15 protein-coding genes are annotated in these 19628 nt (G+C 64.4%); 1 reads left to right on the top strand and 14 read right to left on the bottom strand.

Annotated features, from left to right (window positions below; genetic code table 11):
- Window positions 1-90: 90 nt before the first annotated feature.
- From CFB45_RS02200 to CFB45_RS02135, 14 genes are all read right to left on the bottom strand, one after another.
- A complete protein-coding gene (locus CFB45_RS02200) occupies window positions 91-2385 on the bottom strand; it encodes a DUF2235 domain-containing protein (RefSeq protein WP_089424364.1) in 2295 nt (764 codons plus the stop codon).
- On the bottom strand, window positions 2378-3223 hold the full coding sequence (locus tag CFB45_RS02195; RefSeq protein ID WP_089424363.1) for a DUF3304 domain-containing protein: 846 nt from the start codon (window positions 3221-3223) through the stop codon (window positions 2378-2380). The genes CFB45_RS02200 and CFB45_RS02195 overlap by 8 nt, the downstream gene beginning before the upstream one ends.
- Before the next feature lie 117 nt (window positions 3224-3340).
- Entirely contained in the window at window positions 3341-4141 is an 801-nt protein-coding gene (locus CFB45_RS02190; RefSeq protein WP_089424406.1) for a DUF3304 domain-containing protein, read from the bottom strand.
- Between the two features lie 16 nt (window positions 4142-4157).
- A complete protein-coding gene (locus CFB45_RS02185; protein WP_089424362.1) occupies window positions 4158-5207 on the bottom strand; it encodes a DUF4123 domain-containing protein in 1050 nt (349 codons plus the stop codon).
- Entirely contained in the window at window positions 5207-7765 is a 2559-nt protein-coding gene (locus CFB45_RS02180; protein WP_089424361.1) for a type VI secretion system Vgr family protein, read from the bottom strand. The genes CFB45_RS02185 and CFB45_RS02180 overlap by 1 nt, the downstream gene beginning before the upstream one ends.
- Before the next feature lie 122 nt (window positions 7766-7887).
- Window positions 7888-9009, bottom strand: coding sequence for a type VI secretion system protein TssA (gene tssA / locus CFB45_RS02175; protein ID WP_089424360.1), 1122 nt, complete (start codon window positions 9007-9009; stop codon window positions 7888-7890).
- Between the two features lie 42 nt (window positions 9010-9051).
- A complete protein-coding gene (gene tssH, locus CFB45_RS02170) occupies window positions 9052-11721 on the bottom strand; it encodes a type VI secretion system ATPase TssH (RefSeq protein ID WP_089424359.1) in 2670 nt (889 codons plus the stop codon).
- A 50-nt stretch (window positions 11722-11771) separates the two neighbouring features.
- Window positions 11772-12872, bottom strand: a complete 1101-nt coding sequence (tssG, locus tag CFB45_RS02165) for a type VI secretion system baseplate subunit TssG (protein ID WP_089424358.1) — start codon at window positions 12870-12872, stop codon at window positions 11772-11774.
- Complete coding sequence (gene tssF / locus CFB45_RS02160) at window positions 12836-14671, bottom strand: type VI secretion system baseplate subunit TssF (protein WP_089424357.1); 1836 nt, start codon at window positions 14669-14671, stop codon at window positions 12836-12838. The genes tssG and tssF overlap by 37 nt, the downstream gene beginning before the upstream one ends.
- A 77-nt stretch (window positions 14672-14748) precedes the next feature.
- On the bottom strand, window positions 14749-15234 hold the full coding sequence (gene tssE / locus CFB45_RS02155; RefSeq protein ID WP_021161818.1) for a type VI secretion system baseplate subunit TssE: 486 nt from the start codon (window positions 15232-15234) through the stop codon (window positions 14749-14751).
- A 63-nt stretch (window positions 15235-15297) separates the two neighbouring features.
- Window positions 15298-15801 (bottom strand): Hcp family type VI secretion system effector, encoded by a 504-nt coding sequence (locus CFB45_RS02150; protein WP_006477093.1) that lies wholly within the window; start codon window positions 15799-15801, stop codon window positions 15298-15300.
- A 70-nt stretch (window positions 15802-15871) separates the two neighbouring features.
- On the bottom strand, window positions 15872-17362 hold the full coding sequence (tssC, locus tag CFB45_RS02145) for a type VI secretion system contractile sheath large subunit (protein ID WP_011350759.1): 1491 nt from the start codon (window positions 17360-17362) through the stop codon (window positions 15872-15874).
- 15 nt (window positions 17363-17377) lie between these two features.
- Window positions 17378-17893, bottom strand: coding sequence for a type VI secretion system contractile sheath small subunit (gene tssB, locus CFB45_RS02140; RefSeq protein WP_027783377.1), 516 nt, complete (start codon window positions 17891-17893; stop codon window positions 17378-17380).
- Window positions 17894-17939: 46 nt separating this feature from the next.
- Entirely contained in the window at window positions 17940-18569 is a 630-nt protein-coding gene (locus CFB45_RS02135) for a tetratricopeptide repeat protein (RefSeq protein ID WP_089424356.1), read from the bottom strand.
- A gap of 374 nt (window positions 18570-18943) precedes the next feature.
- On the opposite strand from CFB45_RS02135, the gene tssJ reads away from it, so the two are divergent.
- Entirely contained in the window at window positions 18944-19555 is a 612-nt protein-coding gene (gene tssJ, locus CFB45_RS02130; protein ID WP_089424355.1) for a type VI secretion system lipoprotein TssJ, read from the top strand.
- The last annotated feature ends 73 nt before the right edge of the window (window positions 19556-19628 follow it).

Here is a 19628-nt window from a genome sequence, read left to right as displayed (position 1 = left end):
GCCGGCTCCATCGCGAGCCGGCGGGCGATCATCCGATGCGGGCGGCGACGGGAATTGTCGCCGCCCGTTTTTCATGGGCGGCTACCGCCGTCAATGAACGGGAGGCGTCGCACCGCCCTTGTACCTTTTCGCCCATTCCTGGCTCTGCTTGGCGGCCTGGTCGATACGGGCGGCGGCGAGGTCGTCCTTCTTGCGCTGTTTCGCTTCCTTGTCGAGATCACTCGACCCGAACGTATCCTTGTCGCGTGTCCGGAAGTACAGTGACGGCGCCAGCACATGGTCCTGCCAGCTCGTCAGCAATGTGTCGTGGACGAGCATGTCGAACAGTGCCATCACGTCGGGTGGCAACGGATGCTTGCCTTCGATGCCCTCCTTCCAGGCTGACACGAGCTCCATTTCAGCTTCGGGCAGCATAGCGGCCTCGACCGTAGCCGCGCTGACCTTGTTATCAGAATCCCACGTTTCCGGCAGATTTCGGATGTGCTCCGCGGATTGCTTCCAGCCGTCCTGGTACGACGCGCTGCGCAGCTTCTTTGCCGCTTCCTTTTCGAGACGCTCCCACACCGTCGAATAGTCATTCGGCGCCTCCGCGATCAACTTCTCATAGCGTTTTTGCGCCGCGTCGCTCGCCGCCTTCATTCCTCGAAGCTTCGCCTGATCATCCGGGCTGCGGCTGGCCAGCATGCTCATGTTGATGCCTTGTCGCTGCAGTTCCCAGTCGAGTTGCGACTTCGCGGTCTTGCGCTGCAGGTCGGCGTCGCTCATGTTGCGCTTCCAGTCGGCGACGGGGTCAGCGATCGTGCGACGGAATTCGGGGTCCATATAGCGGGCCGAGATCCAGCGCATGAAGACTTTCGAATGCTCCATGAAGTCGGCGCCGGGTTTACGGGGGACGAGAGTCCGGTAGGCGTTTACCAGCGCCCTGATTCGATAGTCCTTACCGCCGTACTTGATCGGATCCGAGAGCTTGAAGCGCTTGAACACCGGCGCGTTGTACAGGTACAAATCCTCCATGGTGTCCATAACGGCGCCCGCCTTGACCGCTTCCAGCAACATGTCCTGCAGCGGAACTCTCATCAGCTCGGCATTGAGCCCCAGCGATCCGCTCGGCGCGCCACCGACGACATCACAACTCGTGCCCGGATAGAGAAACTGTTCGCCGCGGGTTTTCTCGAGACTATCGAGACGCTGATAGAAACGCATCTCATGCGCCGCGGCGAAATGGACACAACGTTGCACGCTGGCCGGTATCGCGAGAGGACGATCCTTGAAGCTGGTCTTGAGCATACCCAGGTAAGGCACCATTCCGATCAGCTCGCCGGCTTCCTCCGACATGACGGACGAAACGGCATCGAGCAATCCGACGAACTTGATCTGGATAGGCACGCCTTCAATCGCGAGATCCGTATCGTCCCTGCGCTTGTATTTCTCCGCCAGATCGTTGATGAACGCGCGTGCAAGCACGCACCCGCGGTCCGCCCCGAACACCGACACCTCGATGGCTCGAACTTTCGGCATCTGCTTCTTCACGGCCTCGTACGCGGCTTTGAACTGGTCCTTCGCGGCGATCAACCGGGTATCGACACCCGTTCCAAACGCCTTGGCCATGACGGCATTGTCACGCACGATCGGCACGTTTTCCATCGCTATGCCGACAAAAAGACTGCGCGCAACCGCCCAGCCCGCCTTCATCGGAGCGCCTTTGACGTTGTTCTTGAAATCGTTCTTCGCGTTGCGCCACAACAGCGTACCTGTCGCCTTGGTTCGTTCCCAATAACGCTCCTGCGATGCGTTCAACACGTTCATCACACGCCGCGCCTGAGCGGGGATGTGCTCGATGTCCTTGCGAAGATCCTGAAATGCCTTGTCGATGGGTCGAAGCGAAAAATCCCCCTCGAGAAACCCGTCGATGAGTTGCTTCTTGACGTCGTCGACACGCTTTTTCGCACTGATCTGTTTGAGTGGCGTATTGACGCGCGTGAATGATTTGGCAACCGACTCCGCTCCGCTCAGGGCCTTCTTGCCCGCCATCTTGGCAGCGGCCACGCCCGCATTGATCCATTCGCTGGCCTTGGCCGATTCGTTCAGCGGCGTGCCCAATCCCGAATAGTAGAAGCGGAGCCAGAACTGATTCGCGGGTCGCCTCGGATCCTCGATGTCGCGATGCGCCTCCCAAAGCCGGGCGATATTGGAATACTGCGAACTCGATTGATCGTCGAGGTCGCGATGCCGTCCGAACGCATCGAAGAAAAAGCCCATCCGAATCGTCGCCCCGCACGGCATGCAATCGCCCTTCGGATACATCGTCTCGTTCTGCCTCGCGATTTGCGCGTAGACAGATGTCGGCGTTGCGTCATCCGGATCGAGTTTGACTTTCTCAGCCATGCTTTTTCTCCTCTACGCGCGGCGGTGGAACCAGCCCGTCGGGAATGGACGGCACCGTGACCGACGCGAACGTGTCGCTCGTCAATTCGGACAGGGTATTTTTGGGCAACGATTGCATCGACTTCGCAAAGGCACCCGGCTTGCCAGCATCCGCCTGCAACAGGCGCTGGATCTCTGGATGCGCGTCGAAGCGATTGTTCACGAGCAGAGCGTAGTAGGCGTATTGCTTCAGATCGTCCAGATCGGTCAGGCGATATTTGAGCCAAGCCATCGCGACGACCCGCGCAATACGACGAAACTGCTGGTCTTCACGCTCGTCGTACCGTTTGCTCAGCTGCACCTGATACCGGCTCGCCATCCAGCGCGCCACATCGATCGTCGGAATGCGCGATTCGTCCATCAGCACGCCAGGAAACTGAAGTTCGACGTGACGATCCGGATAGAAGTGAACCTCGAGAATTCGATCGCCGACCTTCTCCGGAACCTGCGACGGCGGTAGCGTCGCCTTTGCCTCGGCGTGAAGCGTTTCCTCGTTCCCTTTGTGCCACTGGTCGACGTCGACATAATTCCATTTGACCGTGAACTCGGTTCCCTGGAGCTTGTAGCAACACGTCACCCCGCCTCCGCCACCCGGCAGGCTATTGCCGCCGCCGGCCTTGTTTCCGTGGGCATCGGTGATCGTAAATCCGTCCAGGTTGTACGGAAGGTAGTTGTGAGCGATAACCGAAACACCGCTATACGTCGGCTCCGACTTGCTGCACGCCGCCACGGCCGTCACGAGCAGACACCCTGCCAGGACACGGCTCGCCAGACTCGAAAGTCTCGTTGATCTATTCACTGAGGTTTTCCTTCCGAAGATTGTCCTGCATGCGTTACCGACGTATCAGTACATCGGAATCGTTCCGCCTGTCGCGCAAACCGCCCTTCCCTCGTTGCACGACCGCTCTCCGCACAATCAACCATGCTGGGCCTCGTCGACACGCGCTGACGGCAGCAAACCGTCAGCTATCGACGGCGCGGCTACGGCGACGAATTTCCCGCTCGTCACTTCGAAACGCACGTGATCTGGAAGCGACAGCGCCCACTTCGCAAATGCACCTGGCTGGCTCGCCGTGCTCTTCAATATGCGCTGAGCCTCCGGATGGGTATCGAATCGACTGTTCATGAGCAAACTGAAGTAGGTGTACTGCTCCAAATCGTCACGATCCGTCAGACCGTATTTCAACCATGCCGACGCGACAATACGAGCGATACGGCGAAACTGCTGATCTTCGCGCTCGTCGTATCGTCTATCGAGTTGCGTCTGGTACTGCTTCATCCACTTCACGACGGCGACGATCGGCAGACGTGCGTCATCAACTAACTGGCCGGGAAACTGAAATTCGACATGCCGGTCCGGAAAGAAATGCACTTCAAGAATTCGTGACCCCACGTTGTCGGGCACCTGAGACTGGGGCATCGATGCCTTCGTCTCACCATGCAACATCTGCTTGTCGCCCTTGTGCCACTGGTCGACATCGTAGTAATTCCACTTGACGACAAATTCCGTGCCCTTGAGCTTGTAGCAACACTTCACGCTGCCGCCGCCGGCACCCGGCGGGTCATCGCCTCCGCCACTCGCCGTATTGCCAAATGCGTCGGCGATCGTGAATCCACTCAGGTTGTACGGCAGATAATTCCGGCCCATCACCGAAATCCCGCTATACACCGGCTCCGATTTCCCGCAAGCGCACATCGTCGCCGCAAGCATGCACATCCCCAGCACGGAGACCCTATGCCACGCCACGAAGCGTCTCCCGCGATTCCCGCTCATGCGCATCGCGAATCGCATCCCACGTCGCGTCGTCGATCGTCGCCAGCGCATCGTTGAGCGTCGTCTCGCCTTGCGCCACGGCCTCGAGGCACGCCTGTACCGCCGGATACTCGTCGAACCGCGGCGAGACCAGCACGCCGGTCATCACGTAGCACTGCAATTCCGCTTCATCGGCAATCCCGTGCGCGGCAGCGCGATCGAGTTGCTCGACGACCTCGTCATACAGTTGCGCATCCGACAAGTGATCGACCACTGCCCCCATCGTCTCGCGAAACTTCAGCACGAGCTTGTCCGGATACCCGAGCTCGATCAACCGAGCGTGCTGCTGCTCGCTCAGGCCCGGCGCATCGCCTGCCGGCGCCGCGCCTTCGATCGCCGGCGCATCGTTGCGCCACACGACCTCGTCGAGCCGACGATCGCGATACCGGATCTCGGTGAACGGCGCAACGAACTGCCGCGTCTGCGCATCGCTCCACACCTGCCGCAGACGTTCGAATACGTGGTTGTCGAAGAAGAACAGGTAGTACGAACGACCATTGGGCAGCTTGTACTGCACATACCGGCGCAGATGCGCGTCGAGCGCATCGAACGTCCACGTCGACCACAGCCATGTCACCGCATGCAGATCGACTGCATCGAGCCACAGCTGACGCAGCAGCCGATGATGCTCGCCATGCTCGTCGTCGAGCGCGTCGCGCTCGAACGCGATCAGGTACGGCGCGATATCGGTATAGGCATCGAGCCCGGTATCGATCCAGAGCGACGCATAGCGCAGGCCGCGCACCGTCGCGAGTTGTACATCCAGCTCCTGATAGCCGCGCGTATCGACGAGCACATAAAGCCGCATCGCCCTGCCGTCGTCGTCCGCATGCGCCAGCGAAGCTTTCAGTGTTTCCAGGAACGCCGGCCACGCCGGCTCGCGCGGATTCGGCACGGTGTCGACGGCTTCGCCTGGCTCGACGGCGTCGTCCCGATCGACTACGTCGCCCGTGTCGTTGACCTCGTCCATCAATCCGCCTCGACCATCGATTCGCGCCCGCTATGCGCGTTCAGCACGCATTGCTTGCACGTGCCGCCCGGCATCGCGGGCAGCGGATACGGCATGCTCGTCGGCCCGCTGAACTGGTGCTGCGCGCCCTTGAAATCGATCTTCCCCGGCGCGTGAATCTCGATGTTGCCGCCCTTGATCCGGATATAGGCGCCGCCCGACGTCAGCAGGACCTCCTGCTTCGCGGCCACATCGACGGCCTCGGTCGCCGCCACCAGCTTCACGGTCTTCTGCGCGGTAAGCTCGATGTTGTCCGCGTGCGCCTGGACCTCGACGTTGCCCTTCGCGGCGAACAGCTTCATTCCGGCATTCTGCGCGAACAAGCTGATGCGGTCGCGGATGCCGGCGATCAGCGACTTGCCGCTCGTGATGAAGGTGCTTTGACCGCTGACGATATTGGTCTGCCGGTCGCTCGCGACGTGCACCGACTGCTGCGACGCCATCCCGATCCCCGCCGGGCTCGCGAACAGCATCACCGGCTCCTTGAACGCATTCGCGTTCCCCGTCCCGCCGCCGGCGGTCCGGCCGCCCGACGACGCGCCCGCCAAGCTCTCCTGCGTCGCGTCGGTGAACGTCTTCAGCGCGTCTTGACCGTTGCCGAGGCTTTCGGCCTGATGCGCTTCGCTGACCTGCGACAACGATTCGATCAGCCCCTCGGCATCGACGAGCTGCTGTTGCGCCTCGCGCACGTCGAGCGGCTGGCTGCTCGCCTGCTTCGGATGCGTCGTGACGTACAGCCCCTGCCCGGCGCGCACGGCGCCGTATGCATCCGTGCGCAAGTCGAACCCCGAGCCGAGATACGCGCCCCGCGTGTTGCCGTTCTGCTCGATCAGGTAGCCGAGATGCAACAGCGAATTCGCGCTACTGCTGAACAGGCGTGCACGGTTCTGGCCGGTCGCGTCGTCGAGCACCATCTCGTTGTGCCCCGACCCCGCGTACTCCTTCGACCGGAAGCCCGACAGGATGCCGTCGCTATGCCACTGCGGCCTGGTTGCCCCGTTGTAGACGCGATGCATCACGATCGGCCGGTCGCAGTCTCCGCCGATATAGCCGATCAGCACTTCCTCGCCGACCCGCGGAATATGGACGGCCCCATAGCCGCCGCCGGTATCCGACTGCACGACACGCATCCAGCACGATGCGGTTTCGGTGCCCTCGTTCTGCCGGTCCCAGACGAACATGACCTTGATGCGATTCAGCTCGTCCGTATACACCTCTTTGCCCTTCGGCCCGACGACGACGGCCGTCTCGAGCTGCATCACGGGCTTCTTGTGTTCGAACGGGCTGCGATACGGCACCGCCGCGCGTTGCGCTTCGACCTCGACGAGATAGAACCCGGCCGAGCCGTCTTCGTGCCCGACTTCGAACGCAGCCGCCGCACCGTGCCCGGCTTTGGCCTGCGCGAGGCGGTCCTGCAGGCTGTGCGGGAAGTGCGCCTCGTGGTCCGACAGCGGCAAGTTGTTCTCGATGTAGCGTGTCACGCCGATCGCCGCGAACTCACGATCGCGCTCCGGATCGCGGTCGTGCTCCGGATGATCGACCAGCGCGAAGCGCCGGCCCGCATCGATCCCGCGCACGCCGCCCACGCCGAAGAAACGCTTCGCGCGCGACTCCCATTCCTCCAGGCGGATCTTCGACAGATGTTCGCCGCGGTCCTGGCCCGGATACGTGTAGGCGCCCGTGTATTCGTAGATTTCCGCCTGATCCGGCAGGTCGCCCTGGCCGGCCTTGGTCGGCAGCGTCGTGCCGTTCGGATTGCCCGCGGACGACGGTGACTTGTAGTCGAACGTGCGCGTCGTGTGCAGCGTGCTCTGCAGAGTCCTCGACGCAGCCCATTGCGTAAAACCGGTCGTTTCCGCGCCGCTTCCCGAGCGATCGAAGCCGACGGCCTTCGGCGCCAGCTCGTCGACCGCATGCAGATCGTCGGTAATGACGAGCGTATGGGTCTTGCCGTCGTCGGCATGCCGCCAGAAGCCGAACAGCCCTTCGTCCTCCATCAGGCGATGCACGAAGTTCCAGTCGGTTTCGCTCTGGCGGCAGTACGAGCGCGACGGCAGCGGCTTCGACAGCGCGAACTGATACCGGCCCTTGGCCTGGGGATGCGCGTCGAACACATCGGCGAGGATCGCGTCGACGCTCTGATCCTGCCAATACCGCATGTCGCTGCGGAACTTGAGGAAGTGCATCCACGACGCGAAGGTGAGCTGGTAGCTCGACAGGCTGCCGTCCGCGCCGAGCCGGCGCGCCGTATGGACATAGCCGTTGATCGGGCGATACGACCGGTCCGCCTGCTGGATCCATAGCGTGATCGGCTGTGCGATCAGCGTCTTGAGTTCGACGTCGCTCGCGGTGGACACCAGATCGAGCGTCACGCTGAAATCGCGCCCCAGTTCGGAACGGGTCATGGCCCGGCGCGGTACGAGCGCATGGTCCGGCAACGACGGGATGTCCGTTTTCAGCAGGCGGTCCTGCTGAATCAGGCCGCCGCGAATCGCCTGCGCCAGTTCTGTCGCGTTCATGCGTCACTCACCTTCTTGTTTGCCGCGGACCCGCCGGGGCCCGCGCTCTCAGGAAAGAGCCCTTCCCTCACCACACGACGGCGTCCGGGCACGCGTCACGCGCGTCGCCGCGGCATCGTCGCTCACGCCTGCTCGTCCGGCCGCACGCCCAGCAACTCACGAATATGCGACAGCGAGCCATCGTCCTTCACGACGCTCTCGAGCCACTTGTGCAGCGGCATGTCGGCCCATTCGGCGGCCTTGTCGGCGAGATACGCGACCGGGCTGTGCGGCTCGGTCTGGCGGAAATAGCGGGCGACCGCGCGCAACTGGTCGACGGCCTGCGCACGGTTCTGGATGCCGGCGATCATCTGCGTCACCGGGGCGCGCGGAACGGGCTGCGGCTGCACGTGAGTCTCCTCCGTCTGGATCGGGTTGCCGAACACCGGCTCGATACGCTCGGGCTGCGCCTGCTGCGCCGCGGGCGTGTGCGGCGCGCTGCCCGTATAGCCCTGCTCGCGCGCAAAGCGCTCGGCGAGCCGGTACACGGTCTCGAACGCGTCGCGCGCCTGCCGGAAGCTCGGCGCCGAATCGCCCGCGCGCTCGACGAGGCGCTCCTCGAACGCGTCGAGCGCGAACTCGAACGCCTTCAGGTTCGCGAGCAACGCGGTGTAGAACGCGATCGACGTCACGCGCCGCGACGAATCGATCTGCTCGATCGACGGCTTGCCGCGCGCGATGTCGTCCGCGTGTTCGGGGTCGCGCTTGATGGCCTGCGCGACGTGCTGCGCCACTTCCCAGTCGAGCGTGCTGAACGCGTTCGACGCGCCGTCCGTCATCGGCACCGCGCGCAGCAGCTCGGCCGTGCGGCCGGACAGCCACGCGACGTTGCCGAGCCGGTGCTCGGTGTCGTCGTCTTCCGGCAACGGATGCACGGTGTCCCAGAAGTCGCGGCACAGGCCCTCGAGCAGCGCATAGCCTTCGGTGAGGCCGGTGATGCCGTCCTCGAGCGCGAGCGCCTCGGTCAGCCACACGGCGAGCCGCAGGTCCTTCGTGCGCGTGCGCAGCAGCTCGCCCGCATGGTCGACCACGAAGCCCCAGTCGGCCTCCTTGATCTCGGTCACCCACTCGCCCTGGTCGAGCGTCGGATCGTCGTAGCGCCGCGCATCCTGGATCGCGTCGAATTCGTTCGAAAACAGCAGGTCGTCGCCGCTGGGCGACGCATCGCTGATCGGCGTCAGCAGCTCGGGGAGATTGATCGGCATGGTTCGGTCAGTTCATCAAATGCTTGCGTTGCTCGGCCGCGCTCATTCGACGGCGTACGTGAATTCGCCGGCCTCGTCCGCGCGCACCGCGATGCGCGCGATGGCCTCGCCGTCGGCGATCCGGCCGAGCACGTGGCCCGCGATCTCCGGCAGCAGCGTGCCGTTCAGGATGTGGTCGACGTTGCGGGCGCCCGAATCGACCTCGGTGCAGCGCGCGAGCACCGCCTCGACGAGCGACTCGTCCCATTCGAACGCGGCCTTGTGGTTCGCCTCGATCCGGCGGCGGATCCGCTCGAGCTTCAGCTCGATGATCTCGGCCAGCACGTCGTCGGAAATCGGGTAGTACGGCACGACCTTCATCCGCCCGAGGAACGCGGGCTTGAAGGTCTTGTACAGCTGCGGGCGCAGCGTCTCGGCGAGCGCGTCCGGATCGGGCAATTCCTCCGCCGGCTTGTTCAGGCACGCCTGCATCACCGCGGATGAACCGACGTTCGACGTCAGGATGATCAGCGTGTTGCGGAAGTCGATCTCGCGCCCTTCCGCATCGTCCATCGCGCCCTTGTCGAACACCTGGAAGAACATCTCGAGCACGTCCGGGTGCGCCTTCTCGACCTCGTCGAGCAGCACGACGGAATACGGGTTGCGGCGCACGGCCTCGGTCAGCACGCCGCCTTCGCCGTAGCCGACGTAGCCCGGCGGCGAGCCTTTCAGGCCCGACACGCTGTGTGCTTCCTGGTACTCGCTCATGTTGATCGTGACCATCTTGCGCTCGCCGCCGTACAGGATGTCGGCCAGCGCGAGCGCCGTCTCGGTCTTGCCGACGCCCGACGGCCCGACGAACATGAACACGCCGCGCGGCTTGTTCGGATCCTCGAGGCTCGCGGTGGCGGTGCGCACGCGCTGCGCGATCGCTTCCAGCGCGTGATCCTGGCCGATCACGCGCGCGGCGAGCAGCGGCTGCAGGTTCATCACGGTGTCGATCTCGTCCTTCACCATCCGGCCGAGCGGAATGCCCGTCCACGCGGCGACGATCTCGGCCACCACGTGGCCGTCGACCTGCAGCGGCACCATCGGCTCGCCGCCCTGCAGCGCGTGCAGCGCCGCGACGCGTTCGGCGAGCTTGTCGCGGGTGGCCTGCACGTCGACCGGCTGGCCGTCTTCCGACGGGCCGCGTGCCTTGTCGAGCGCTTCGCGCAGTTCGGTGATCTCGGCGACGATCACGCGCTCGGCTTCATAGCGCGCTTCGTCCTTCGCCAGTTGCTCGAGCGCCGTATCGCGCGTGCCGCGCAGCTCGCCGAGCCGCTCGTCGTGCGATGCGCCGCCCGCTGCCTCGCGCTCCAGCGACGCGATCTCCGCGTCGATGCGCTCGATGCGCTTCTTCGTGTCGTCGATCGCCGCCGGCGTCGCGCTGTGCGCGAGCGCGACCTTCGCGCACGCGGTGTCGAGCACGCTGATCGCCTTGTCCGGCAGCTGGCGGCCGCTGATGTAGCGATGCGACAGGCGCACGGCCTCGGTGATCGCGTCGTCGAGGATCCGCACGTTGAAGTGCTTCTCCATCAGGCCGGACATCCCGCGCAGCATCGCGGCCGCGAGCGGCTCGCTCGGCTCCTCGACCTTCACGACCTGGAAGCGCCGCGCGAGCGCCGCGTCCTTCTCGAAGTACTTCTTGTATTCGCTCCACGTCGTCGCGGCGATCGTGCGCAGCTCGCCGCGCGCGAGCGCCGGCTTCAGCAGGTTCGCCGCGTCGTTCTGGCCGGCCTGGCCGCCCGCGCCGATGATCGTGTGCGCCTCGTCGATGAACAGGATGATCGGATGCGCGCTCTTCTTCACCTCGTCGATCACGCTCTTCAGGCGGTTCTCGAACTCGCCCTTCACGCTCGCGCCGGCCTGCAGCAGCCCCATGTCGAGCACGTGCAGCGCGACGCCACGCAGCGGCGGAGGCACGTCGTCGGCCGCGATGCGCAGCGCGAGCCCCTCGACGACCGCCGTTTTGCCGACGCCGGCCTCGCCGGTCATGATCGGGTTGTTCTGGCGGCGGCGCATCAGGATGTCGATCGCCTGGCGGATCTCGGCTTCGCGGCCGATCACCGGGTCGATCTTGCCGTCGCGTGCGCGCTGCGTGAGGTTGGTCGTGTACGTGTCGAGCGCGGGCGTCTTCGACGGGCCGGCCGCAGGCGCCAGGCCGTCGGCGGCCGGCGCGACGTCGCTGCCTTCGTCGTCCGCCTGACGCGGCTCGGCTTCGCTCGAGCCGGCCATGATCTCGTCGAACTTGTGCTTCAGGTCCGTCACGTTCATTTCCGCGAACTGCGACGACATCCGCTGCGCGAATTGCGCGAGATCGGGCGCGGTCAGCAGCGCGAGCAGCAGGTGCCCCGAACGGATGCGGCCGAGCTGCGAGTCGAGCGACGCGATCAGCCAGGCCTGTTCGAACAGCGCGATCAGGTGCACGGAGAACACCGGCGTGCGCGTGTTGCCCGTCTTCAGGCGCGTCAGTTCGCGCTCGAGATCGGCGTGCAGCGCGTGCGGATCGACGCGGCTCGCGCGCAGGGCGAGCGGCAGGTCGCCCGTCGCTTCGTCGAGCAACGCGAGGAACAGGTGCTCGAGATCGACCTCGTAGTGGCCGCGCGCCAGGCACGCGCTCGCCGCACGCTCGGTCGCGTGGCGGCACAGCGGGTTCAGTTTCGTGATCAGGGTCTTCAGAGGCGTGCTCATGGCGTCGATCTCAGTCTCAGGTTCGATTGCGTGTTTGTTGTCGTTCGGAATCAGTGAATCACGTGCAGTTCGTAGCGGGCGTCGGAGCGGTCCTCGACCGCGTCGCGCGTGCAGAGGAACGCGTCCCAGCCGAGCCGCGAGCCCGCGCCGAGCACGCTCGCACCGACCTCGGTGCGCTTGAGCACGAGCTTCACCTCGTATTCGAGCGTGACGCCGGCAAGCAGCGTCAGCATCCGCTCCAGTGCGATGGCGTGCGCGCCGCCGGGCAGGAACGCCTCGTAGTCGCGCTTGGACAGCGGGCCGACGACTATCCGCGCGCGCATGTCGCGCTGCCACACGCGTTCGCCGACGAGCGCCGTCGCGCCGAGCACCGCGTTGACTTCGCCGAGCACGCTCAGCTGGTCGGGCGGCACGTCGTACCACTTGCCGACGAACTGGTCGATCTTCACCGGCACGCGGAAGTAGTCGGACAGCGTGCGCTGCAGGTAGGCGGCCGACATCGGCCGGTGCCGCGCGGCGAGCGCATAGCCGGCCACGGCCTCGTCGAGCACGCCGCCCACGCCGGCCGCGAGACTGTCGCGCACCTCGTCGCTCGGCACGCCCGCGATCGCGAGCAGCAGCGGCAGATAGCGCTCGTCACGGTCGAGTTCGTAGTGGAACGGCAGCCGGTATTTCTTCCACGCGGCATAGAACAGCGCGGTCGCGCGGTTCGAGAACACGTCGAAGAAGGCACGCGCCGCATGATCGCGCTTCAGGTGCTCGCGCGCGACGATCTGCTCGGTGTAATGCAGCGGCAGCGCGCCCTGCCCGCCGAGCAGCCCGAAGAACGCGGGCGTCAGCTCGACGTGGCCGAGCTCACCGGCCGCGAGCGCGGCGCCGCGCGCCTCGCCCGTGTCGAGGTGGGTGCCGTCGTCGTCGAACGAACGCGCGCCTTCGATCTCGCTCGGCGGAAAGCCGAGCGACAGCGTGTTGCGGAATTCGATGCGCTGCGCGACCACGTCGCCCTGCCGCCACGCGCCGGGCGCGTCCGACGCCTGCCGCGCGAACAGCCCTTCGAGCACGCGCACCGCCTGGAAGAACTCGAAGCGGTGCGGTTCGTCGAGCAGCGCGTCGACTACGCCAGGATCGATTCGCCGGTCCGGGGCTTGCATCGGATGATCTCCTCGCCGGTGCGCTTCGACACGACGACTAGTTGAACGAAACTGTTGAGGTGCACGTACAGCCCGAAGAAGCTGTCGAGCACACGCACGAACGAGGCCAGGCTCGCGCCGACGAAGTGTTCCTCGTCGATCGTCAGGCGGATCTCGATGCCGCGCACGAAGGTCGCGAACGGCTTGCCGGGCAGCCACTGCACGGCGCCGCGCTGCTCGATGCCGGCCAGGCCGTCGATCTGGCGCATCGACACGGCGGTGCGCCGCAGGTCGTACAGCGTCAGCATTTCCTTCAGCGGCGCGAGGCCGTGCGCGACCAGCGACACATGATTGAGCGCGAGATGCGACACGAGCCGCCAGTGCGCGGCGCGGCCGCGCTCGAAGCGCACGCTCTGCGTCGGGCGGCGCAGCAGTGAAATGCCGCTCGTCTGCGCACCGCCTTCCTGGAACAGGTCGCCGCCTTCGAGCCCGAACGCGAGCATCGCCGGCAGGTCGCGGTTCGTGCAGGTGAGGTCGAGGCTCAGCGTGTCGGTCTGCGGCGACGTCGGCTCGAAATCGATGTCGACGATCGAGATCTCGGTTTCGTAGCCGGGGCTCTTCTGCGCGACCCAGTCGTTGCGGCGCGCGAACCAGTAATGGCCGATCCGCGCCGATTCGCCGTGATGCAGCGAATAGAACGGCCGGAACTCGATCACCGATTCCTCGTGCGCCTGTTGCCTGACGAGCTTCACCGAATCGATCGAATACACCTCGTACGCGAACGCGCGCCGCGCCTCGGCGATCACCGGGTAGGACACCGCGCGGTGCGTGATGCGGATCGGTTCGCCGTGCTGGCGGAACAGGTTGACGATCGGCGTGCAGAACAGCCGGAAGTGGCTCGCCGTCAACAGTTCGAGCAGCCGCGCGACATGCGAATCGCTGCGCACGTCCTGCAGCACGAGATGCAGCGTCGCGCGCTGGCAGCGGCCGCTCGCGCGCGCGATCGCCGCGATGTCGAAGTCGACGAAATCGAACTTGTCGGGGAATGCGAAGTATTCGGTGAGCAGGCGATACGCGGGATGCGATTTCGCCGGGTAGTCGATCAGCGCGTCGTCCTCGTCGAAGCCGGCATGCGCGATCGGCAGCTTGCGCAGCGCGGTCCAGCGGCCGTTGCGTTCGGGCTCGACATACGCGCCGAGCACGTTGACGAACAGGCAGTCGGTCAGCGCGGCGACGAACGACTGTTCGCCGTGCAGGTGCGCGCGCAGCGTCGGCAGCTTCAGCGCGCCGAGATCGAGCTGCGCGGCGAGCGATTCGAACGTGATCGAGATCACGCCCGTCGCGTTCGACGGCAGCACCGTCGCGCTCGGCGCGAGCGCGACCGGCGTGTAGCGGGCTTCCGAGATGCGGATCGGCGCGAGCGTCACGTCATAGGCGGTACGGAACCGGCACTGCACGCCGCGGATCGGGCGGCTCTTCAGCTCGGTGCCGCGATCGATCACGACCGGTTCGGTCTGCTGGCCGGGCGACGCCGGCGTGAACTGCGCGATCGAGCACGACGGGAACGGCCGCAGGTAGTGCGGATACAGCACTTCCAGCAGCGCTTCGGTGAATTCCGGGTAATCGTCGTCGAGCTTCTTGTTGATGCGCGCGCCGAGCAGCGCGAACGACTCGATCATCCGCTCGACGTGCGGATCCTCGCAATGCTCGCCGGACAGCGCGAGCCGCGCCGCGATCTTCGGATAGCGTTCGGCGAAATCTCGCGAATAGCGCCGCAAAAACGATAATTCGCGCTCGTAATACGGCAGCAATTCTTCCATCGACGACCCCGAACCTCAATATTTCCTGCCGGACCCTGATCCACCACCGGGCGGTCCGGCCCGCTCGGCGGCTTGATTTACTGCATTCTTGCGGCGCGTGCGCGCGTGACCGAATACTGCAGCGTCGAAGGCTGCAGCATCGCGTCGAAACTCACCGGCTCCTCGGCCGGGTGCACGACGAGCAGCGCCTGGATCGCGAAGTAAAGCGCGTTGGTGGCCTGCTCGTTCAGCTCGAACGTCACCTGCACCTGCTGCAGGCGCGGCTCGTGGCGTGCGATGGCCTGCTGGATCGACTTGCAGATGAACGCGCGATCGTAGTGACTCGCCAGGCTCAGCCCCGCGAAATCGTTCAGCCCGTAGGTCAGCACCGACTTCTGGCACTCCGGCAGCGTGGCCAGCTCGTTCTCGGTGTGGGCGATACGGGTGTTGAGGATCGCCTCGACGTCGCGGGCGACCGTGTTCTTGAGCTCGTCCAGCGACAATTGCCGCATCGCTGCCGAGGCCGGCAGGTGCGGTTCGTCGTCGAACAGCTTGTCGAGAAAACTGGGTTCGAATCGTTTCATCGGCCGGTATGTACAGCGAAAACGGCAACGGGGACGCCGAGCGCCCCGTTGCCGCAACCGACCTTAGACCGCGTAGGTCTTGTCGTTCTTCGTCAGACTCCAGGCGCCCTGCGTGTTGCCGCCCTGGTTGCCGCCGATCTTCTGCTGGGTTTGCTTCCACTGCACAGCTGCGTACTTCAGCGAGAACGTCTCGAGCGGCAGACCTTCTTCGCGAACGCTCGGGGCGATGCTCGAGATGATCACGTACTTGAGCTTGACTTCCAGATACTGCACGCGCTTGCCTTCACCGTCAGCGCGCGAGAAATGGACCGTCACCTCGTCGAACGTGGTGCCGCCCGAAGCGTGTTGGTACAGCAGCGGGCTCGACGAATCGATTTCCTTCGTGAAGATCATGTCGCCGTGTTCGCAACGCGTCATCGTGTGACCGCCAGCGGTCGATGCGGTTGCCGAACGCGGCTGAACGATCGAGTGATCCCACGATTTCAGCTCGATCCAGCCCTGGTGGTCCTTGTCCGCGGATTCGCCCTTCACCGCGGGACTACCAAACTGCAAGTGCATATGTAACATGGCCCTTCGACTCCCCAAAGAGGTGGTTTTAACGTCCTACCCAGGCGGCCCGCCCGGGCGATTTACTCGCTTATGAATTTGCCGGTTTGGGCAGATCAGCGACAAGTCGCAGAGAAATCGAGAGTTCGTCGAGCTGAAAGTGCGGGCGCAGGAACGCGACCGAACGATACGAGCCCGGCTTGCCCGGAATCTCCGACACTTGTATGGATGCCTCGCGCAGCGGAAATTGCGCTTTCTGTTCCTGCGAGGCGTTGTCGTCGAGCAGGACGTATTGCGAAATCCACCGGTTGAGGAAAGTCTCCACGTTCTGCGCCGATGCGAAGCTGCCGATCTTGTCCCGCATCATCGCCTTCAGGTAGTGCGCGACGCGCGATACCGAGAAGATGTACTGAAGCTGGGCGGACAGGACGGCGTTCGCATTCGCGCTGTCGGTGCTGTATTTCTTGGGTTTCTGCACCGACTGCGCAGCGAAGAACGCGGCGTAATCTGAGTTCTTGCAATGGACGAGCGGGATGAAGCCGAGGTCGCTCAGCTCCTTCTCGCGGCGATCGGTGATCGCGATTTCGGTCGGGCACTTCAGCGCGACTTCACCGTCGTCGGTCTTGAACGTGTGGGTCGGCAGGTCCTCGACGAGGCCGCCGCCTTCGACGCCGCGGATCGCCGCGCACCAGCCGAAGTCGTCGAATGCGGCCGTCAGGCGCGCAGCGAACGCCCACGCGGCGTTGCACCACAGGTACTTGTCGTGGTCGGTGCCGTCGACGTCCTCGACGAAGTTGAAGTTCTCCGCGGTCTGGCCGTCCTTCGGATTGAACGGCAGGCGGCCGAGGAAGCGCGGCAGCGTCAGGCCGACGTAGCGCGAATCTTCGGCGTCGCGGAACGACTTCCACTTCGCATATTCGACCGTATCGAACACCTTGCCCAGGTCGCGCGGCTTGCCGAGGTCGGAGAACGACTCGAGGCCGAGCAGCTCGGGCGATGCCGACGCGATGAACGGCGCATGCGCGGCCGCCGCGACGTGCGACATCTGCTCGATGAAGTACATGTCTTCCGGCTGGCGCGAGATCTCGTAATCGCCGATCAGCGCACCGAACGGCGAGCCGCCGAACGTGCCGAATTCTTCTTCGTAGACCTTCTTGAACAGCGCGCTCTGGTCGAACTCGCTCGCGCCCTTGAAATCGCGCACGAGGTCGCGCTTCGGCGCGTGCAGCGCCTTGATCTTGATCGTCTGGCCGGTGTTGCTTTCCTTGACCAGGTAGTCCATCCCGCGCCACGTGCTTTCGAGGCGCTGGAATTCCGGCGCGTGCATCACTGCGGAAAGCTGCGTGGAAATCAGGCGGTCCAGTTCCGCGACGCGCGCGTCGATCGTGGCCGACAGGTTGTCCGACACGATCACCGTGCCGTCGAGCACCTGGTGCACGAGTTCGCCGATCAGGTCCTTCGCACGCGCATGCTCGGAATCGGATTTCGCGACCTTGCTCTTCTCGACGATGTCGTCGAGCAGCGAGGTCCCGGCGGCGTAGTCCGCGCCGCTCGCTTGGGCCGCAGCCGTTTGCTGGTTCATCTCAACACTCCGTCGTCATTCGCCGTCTTTGTCGCTGCCCGTGCCCTTCGCGAGCTCCTGCAGCTGCTGCGTGTTCTTCAGCACCTCGGACAGCAGATCCTCGAGCTTGTCGTTGCCGGCGAGCTTGTTGCGCAGGTCGGCGAGCTTCGAGCGCGCCTCGAGCAGGCGGCGCAGCGGCTCGACCTGTTCGACGACTTCGTCCGGGCTGAAATCCGACAGCGAACGGAACTTCAGGTCGACCGCGAACTTGCCGCCTTCCGGGCTCAGGCGGTTTTCCACCTGGAACGCGGCACGCGGCTCGATCGCCTTCATCACGTCGTCGAAATTGTCGCGATCGATGTTGACGAATTTACGGTCGCGCAGCTTCGGCTGCTCGATTTCGGACTGGCCCGCCAGATCGCCGACGACCCCGACGACGAACGGCAGTTCCTTCACCTCGATCGCATCGCCCTTCTCGACCTCATAGGTCAATTGGACGCGCGGCGGCCGTATTTTCTGCAAGCTTTTCTGAATGCTTTCTTTCTTGGCCATCTCGACGGCTCCCAGGTTAGTTGTGGTTATCGCGTCAGTCTTGCGGTCAGTTGCGCAGTGCGCCGAACGGGTCGGCGCCGCCCTTTTGCGGCGTGGTGGGCGGCGTCGGCGTGCTGGTCGCCGCTGCTTCGGCCGCCGGTGCACCGCCGGTCTTCGCACGATGAACGACACGGCGCGTCTGGCGCGGCTTCACGACCTTCGTTTCCGGCGGGAACAGCGCCGATTCGCCCAGCGTGTCGCGCAGCTGCTTCGCGAGCGCCTGCGCATCCGACTTCGCGTCACCCGCGAGCGACGAATCCTGGCGCAGCTCGCCGAGCGACTGCGTCGCGATCCGCAGGCCGGCCACGGCCAGCACGCTCTTCGCCTGACGATCGGTCGCGTCGCGCTGCAGCGCTTCCTGCGCGGCAACGATTGCCTGGCCGTAATGGTTCTGGGCGAACTGGATTTGCGCGATGCGCGACCACGGCTCTTCGCGCGTCGGATCCGACTTCGCGAGCTGCTGATACAGGCCGAGCGCCTTGTCCTGGTCCCCCGCCTTCGCAACTGCGTCCGCATCCGCCAGCGACTTGTTGAACACTTCGGCAGTCGGCGGCGCCGGAGGCTGGCTCGCACAACCTGCGATCACGCCGCAAGCCACTACTACCCCAGACAGTTTTGCGAAGAGACGGTCTTTCATCGTTATATCCACCGGCGCGTGAGTTTTAAATCGTTGAGAATCTGGTTCTTTTGCTTTGCAAGAAGCGCGCGGGTATAGTACCGATCAATTTTTCATAATTCAATCGTCGTGTGAAGAGTAATTCCTTTTAAAACCGGGCGCTACCCCCTCCAATGGCCTCTCGCAGCGGGCTCGCAGCGATTTTTCTTTCGGCCGGAACGGGCAAGTTTTACTGGTTTCGCGACGCGCCGCCCGGACGGTGGCAAAAATTTCCGGGCGCCTGCCTCGACGCGGGCGTGCTTAATAGTTGAACAGTGCAATGCCGGGGACACGCAGCGAACGCGGAAATACCCGGCAGATTTGACAGGGATAAAAGGCAGCCCGCCGGAAATACGATGAGATCGTTGATGATTCGCTACGCGCTGCCACTGGTTGCCTGCGCGCTTCTGGCCGGATGCGCGGCCGCCCCGCTGCTCGGCTCGGCCGCGAGCGCCGTGATGTCCGCGGCCGGCATCGGCAAGCCCGAGGTGCCCGACGCGCAGAAGCCGCCGCGCAACCTCGGCATCACGCTGGCCGCCGCGCCGAACCTGAATGCCGCAACCGACCACAAGCCGCTCGCGCTCGTCGTGCGGCTCTATACGCTGAAGGACCCGACGTCGTTCCAGCAGGCGCCGTTCGACGCATTCACGGATCCGACCAAGGAAAAGGCCGCATTGGGTGCGGATCTGCTGAACGTGCGTGAAATCACGCTGATTCCGGGCCAGCGCTATACGGCGACCGAGAAGGTTTCGCGCGAAGCGCAGGCATTCGGCATCGTCGCGCTGTTCCGCGATCCCGCCTTACAACGATGGAAACTGACGTTCGACCCGGTGAAGTCGGAGAAATCCGGCATAATCATCGGCCTGCATAATTGCGCGATGACGGTCACCGACGGCACTGTCATCGCACCGCAACAGGGTGCGCCTTCACAACCGCTGAATTTGCTTTCTTCGGTCTCCTGCGGTTAAACAATGACGCACGAATGTCAATTAACAAGAGTTAACAATTGGCGATTTAATTCGGGCACGAACAAATCGATTA

Origin of the sequence: Burkholderia sp. HI2500 (assembly GCF_002223055.1) — a bacterium.
In the GTDB taxonomy this organism is placed as follows: domain Bacteria; phylum Pseudomonadota; class Gammaproteobacteria; order Burkholderiales; family Burkholderiaceae; genus Burkholderia.
This window is presented reverse-complemented; position numbering and strand designations above follow the sequence as displayed.

Excerpts from the sequence above, each read along its gene's own strand:
- tssJ (WP_089424355.1), top strand. The coding sequence starts at position 18,944 with ATGAGATCGTTGATGATTCGCTACGCGCTGCCACTGGTTGCCTGCGCG.
- tssH (WP_089424359.1), bottom strand. The coding sequence starts at position 11,721 with ATGAGCACGCCTCTGAAGACCCTGATCACGAAACTGAACCCGCTGTGC.
- tssC (WP_011350759.1), bottom strand. The coding sequence starts at position 17,362 with ATGAACCAGCAAACGGCTGCGGCCCAAGCGAGCGGCGCGGACTACGCC.
- tssA (WP_089424360.1), bottom strand. The coding sequence starts at position 9,009 with ATGCCGATCAATCTCCCCGAGCTGCTGACGCCGATCAGCGATGCGTCG.
- CFB45_RS02180 (WP_089424361.1), bottom strand. The coding sequence starts at position 7,765 with ATGAACGCGACAGAACTGGCGCAGGCGATTCGCGGCGGCCTGATTCAG.
- CFB45_RS02150 (WP_006477093.1), bottom strand. The coding sequence starts at position 15,801 with ATGTTACATATGCACTTGCAGTTTGGTAGTCCCGCGGTGAAGGGCGAA.
- CFB45_RS02190 (WP_089424406.1), bottom strand. The coding sequence starts at position 4,141 with ATGTGCATGCTTGCGGCGACGATGTGCGCTTGCGGGAAATCGGAGCCG.
- tssG (WP_089424358.1), bottom strand. The coding sequence starts at position 12,872 with ATGCAAGCCCCGGACCGGCGAATCGATCCTGGCGTAGTCGACGCGCTG.
- CFB45_RS02200 (WP_089424364.1), bottom strand. The coding sequence starts at position 2,385 with ATGGCTGAGAAAGTCAAACTCGATCCGGATGACGCAACGCCGACATCT.
- CFB45_RS02185 (WP_089424362.1), bottom strand. The coding sequence starts at position 5,207 with ATGGACGAGGTCAACGACACGGGCGACGTAGTCGATCGGGACGACGCC.
- tssE (WP_021161818.1), bottom strand. The coding sequence starts at position 15,234 with ATGAAACGATTCGAACCCAGTTTTCTCGACAAGCTGTTCGACGACGAA.
- tssF (WP_089424357.1), bottom strand. The coding sequence starts at position 14,671 with ATGGAAGAATTGCTGCCGTATTACGAGCGCGAATTATCGTTTTTGCGG.
- tssB (WP_027783377.1), bottom strand. The coding sequence starts at position 17,893 with ATGGCCAAGAAAGAAAGCATTCAGAAAAGCTTGCAGAAAATACGGCCG.
- CFB45_RS02135 (WP_089424356.1), bottom strand. The coding sequence starts at position 18,569 with ATGAAAGACCGTCTCTTCGCAAAACTGTCTGGGGTAGTAGTGGCTTGC.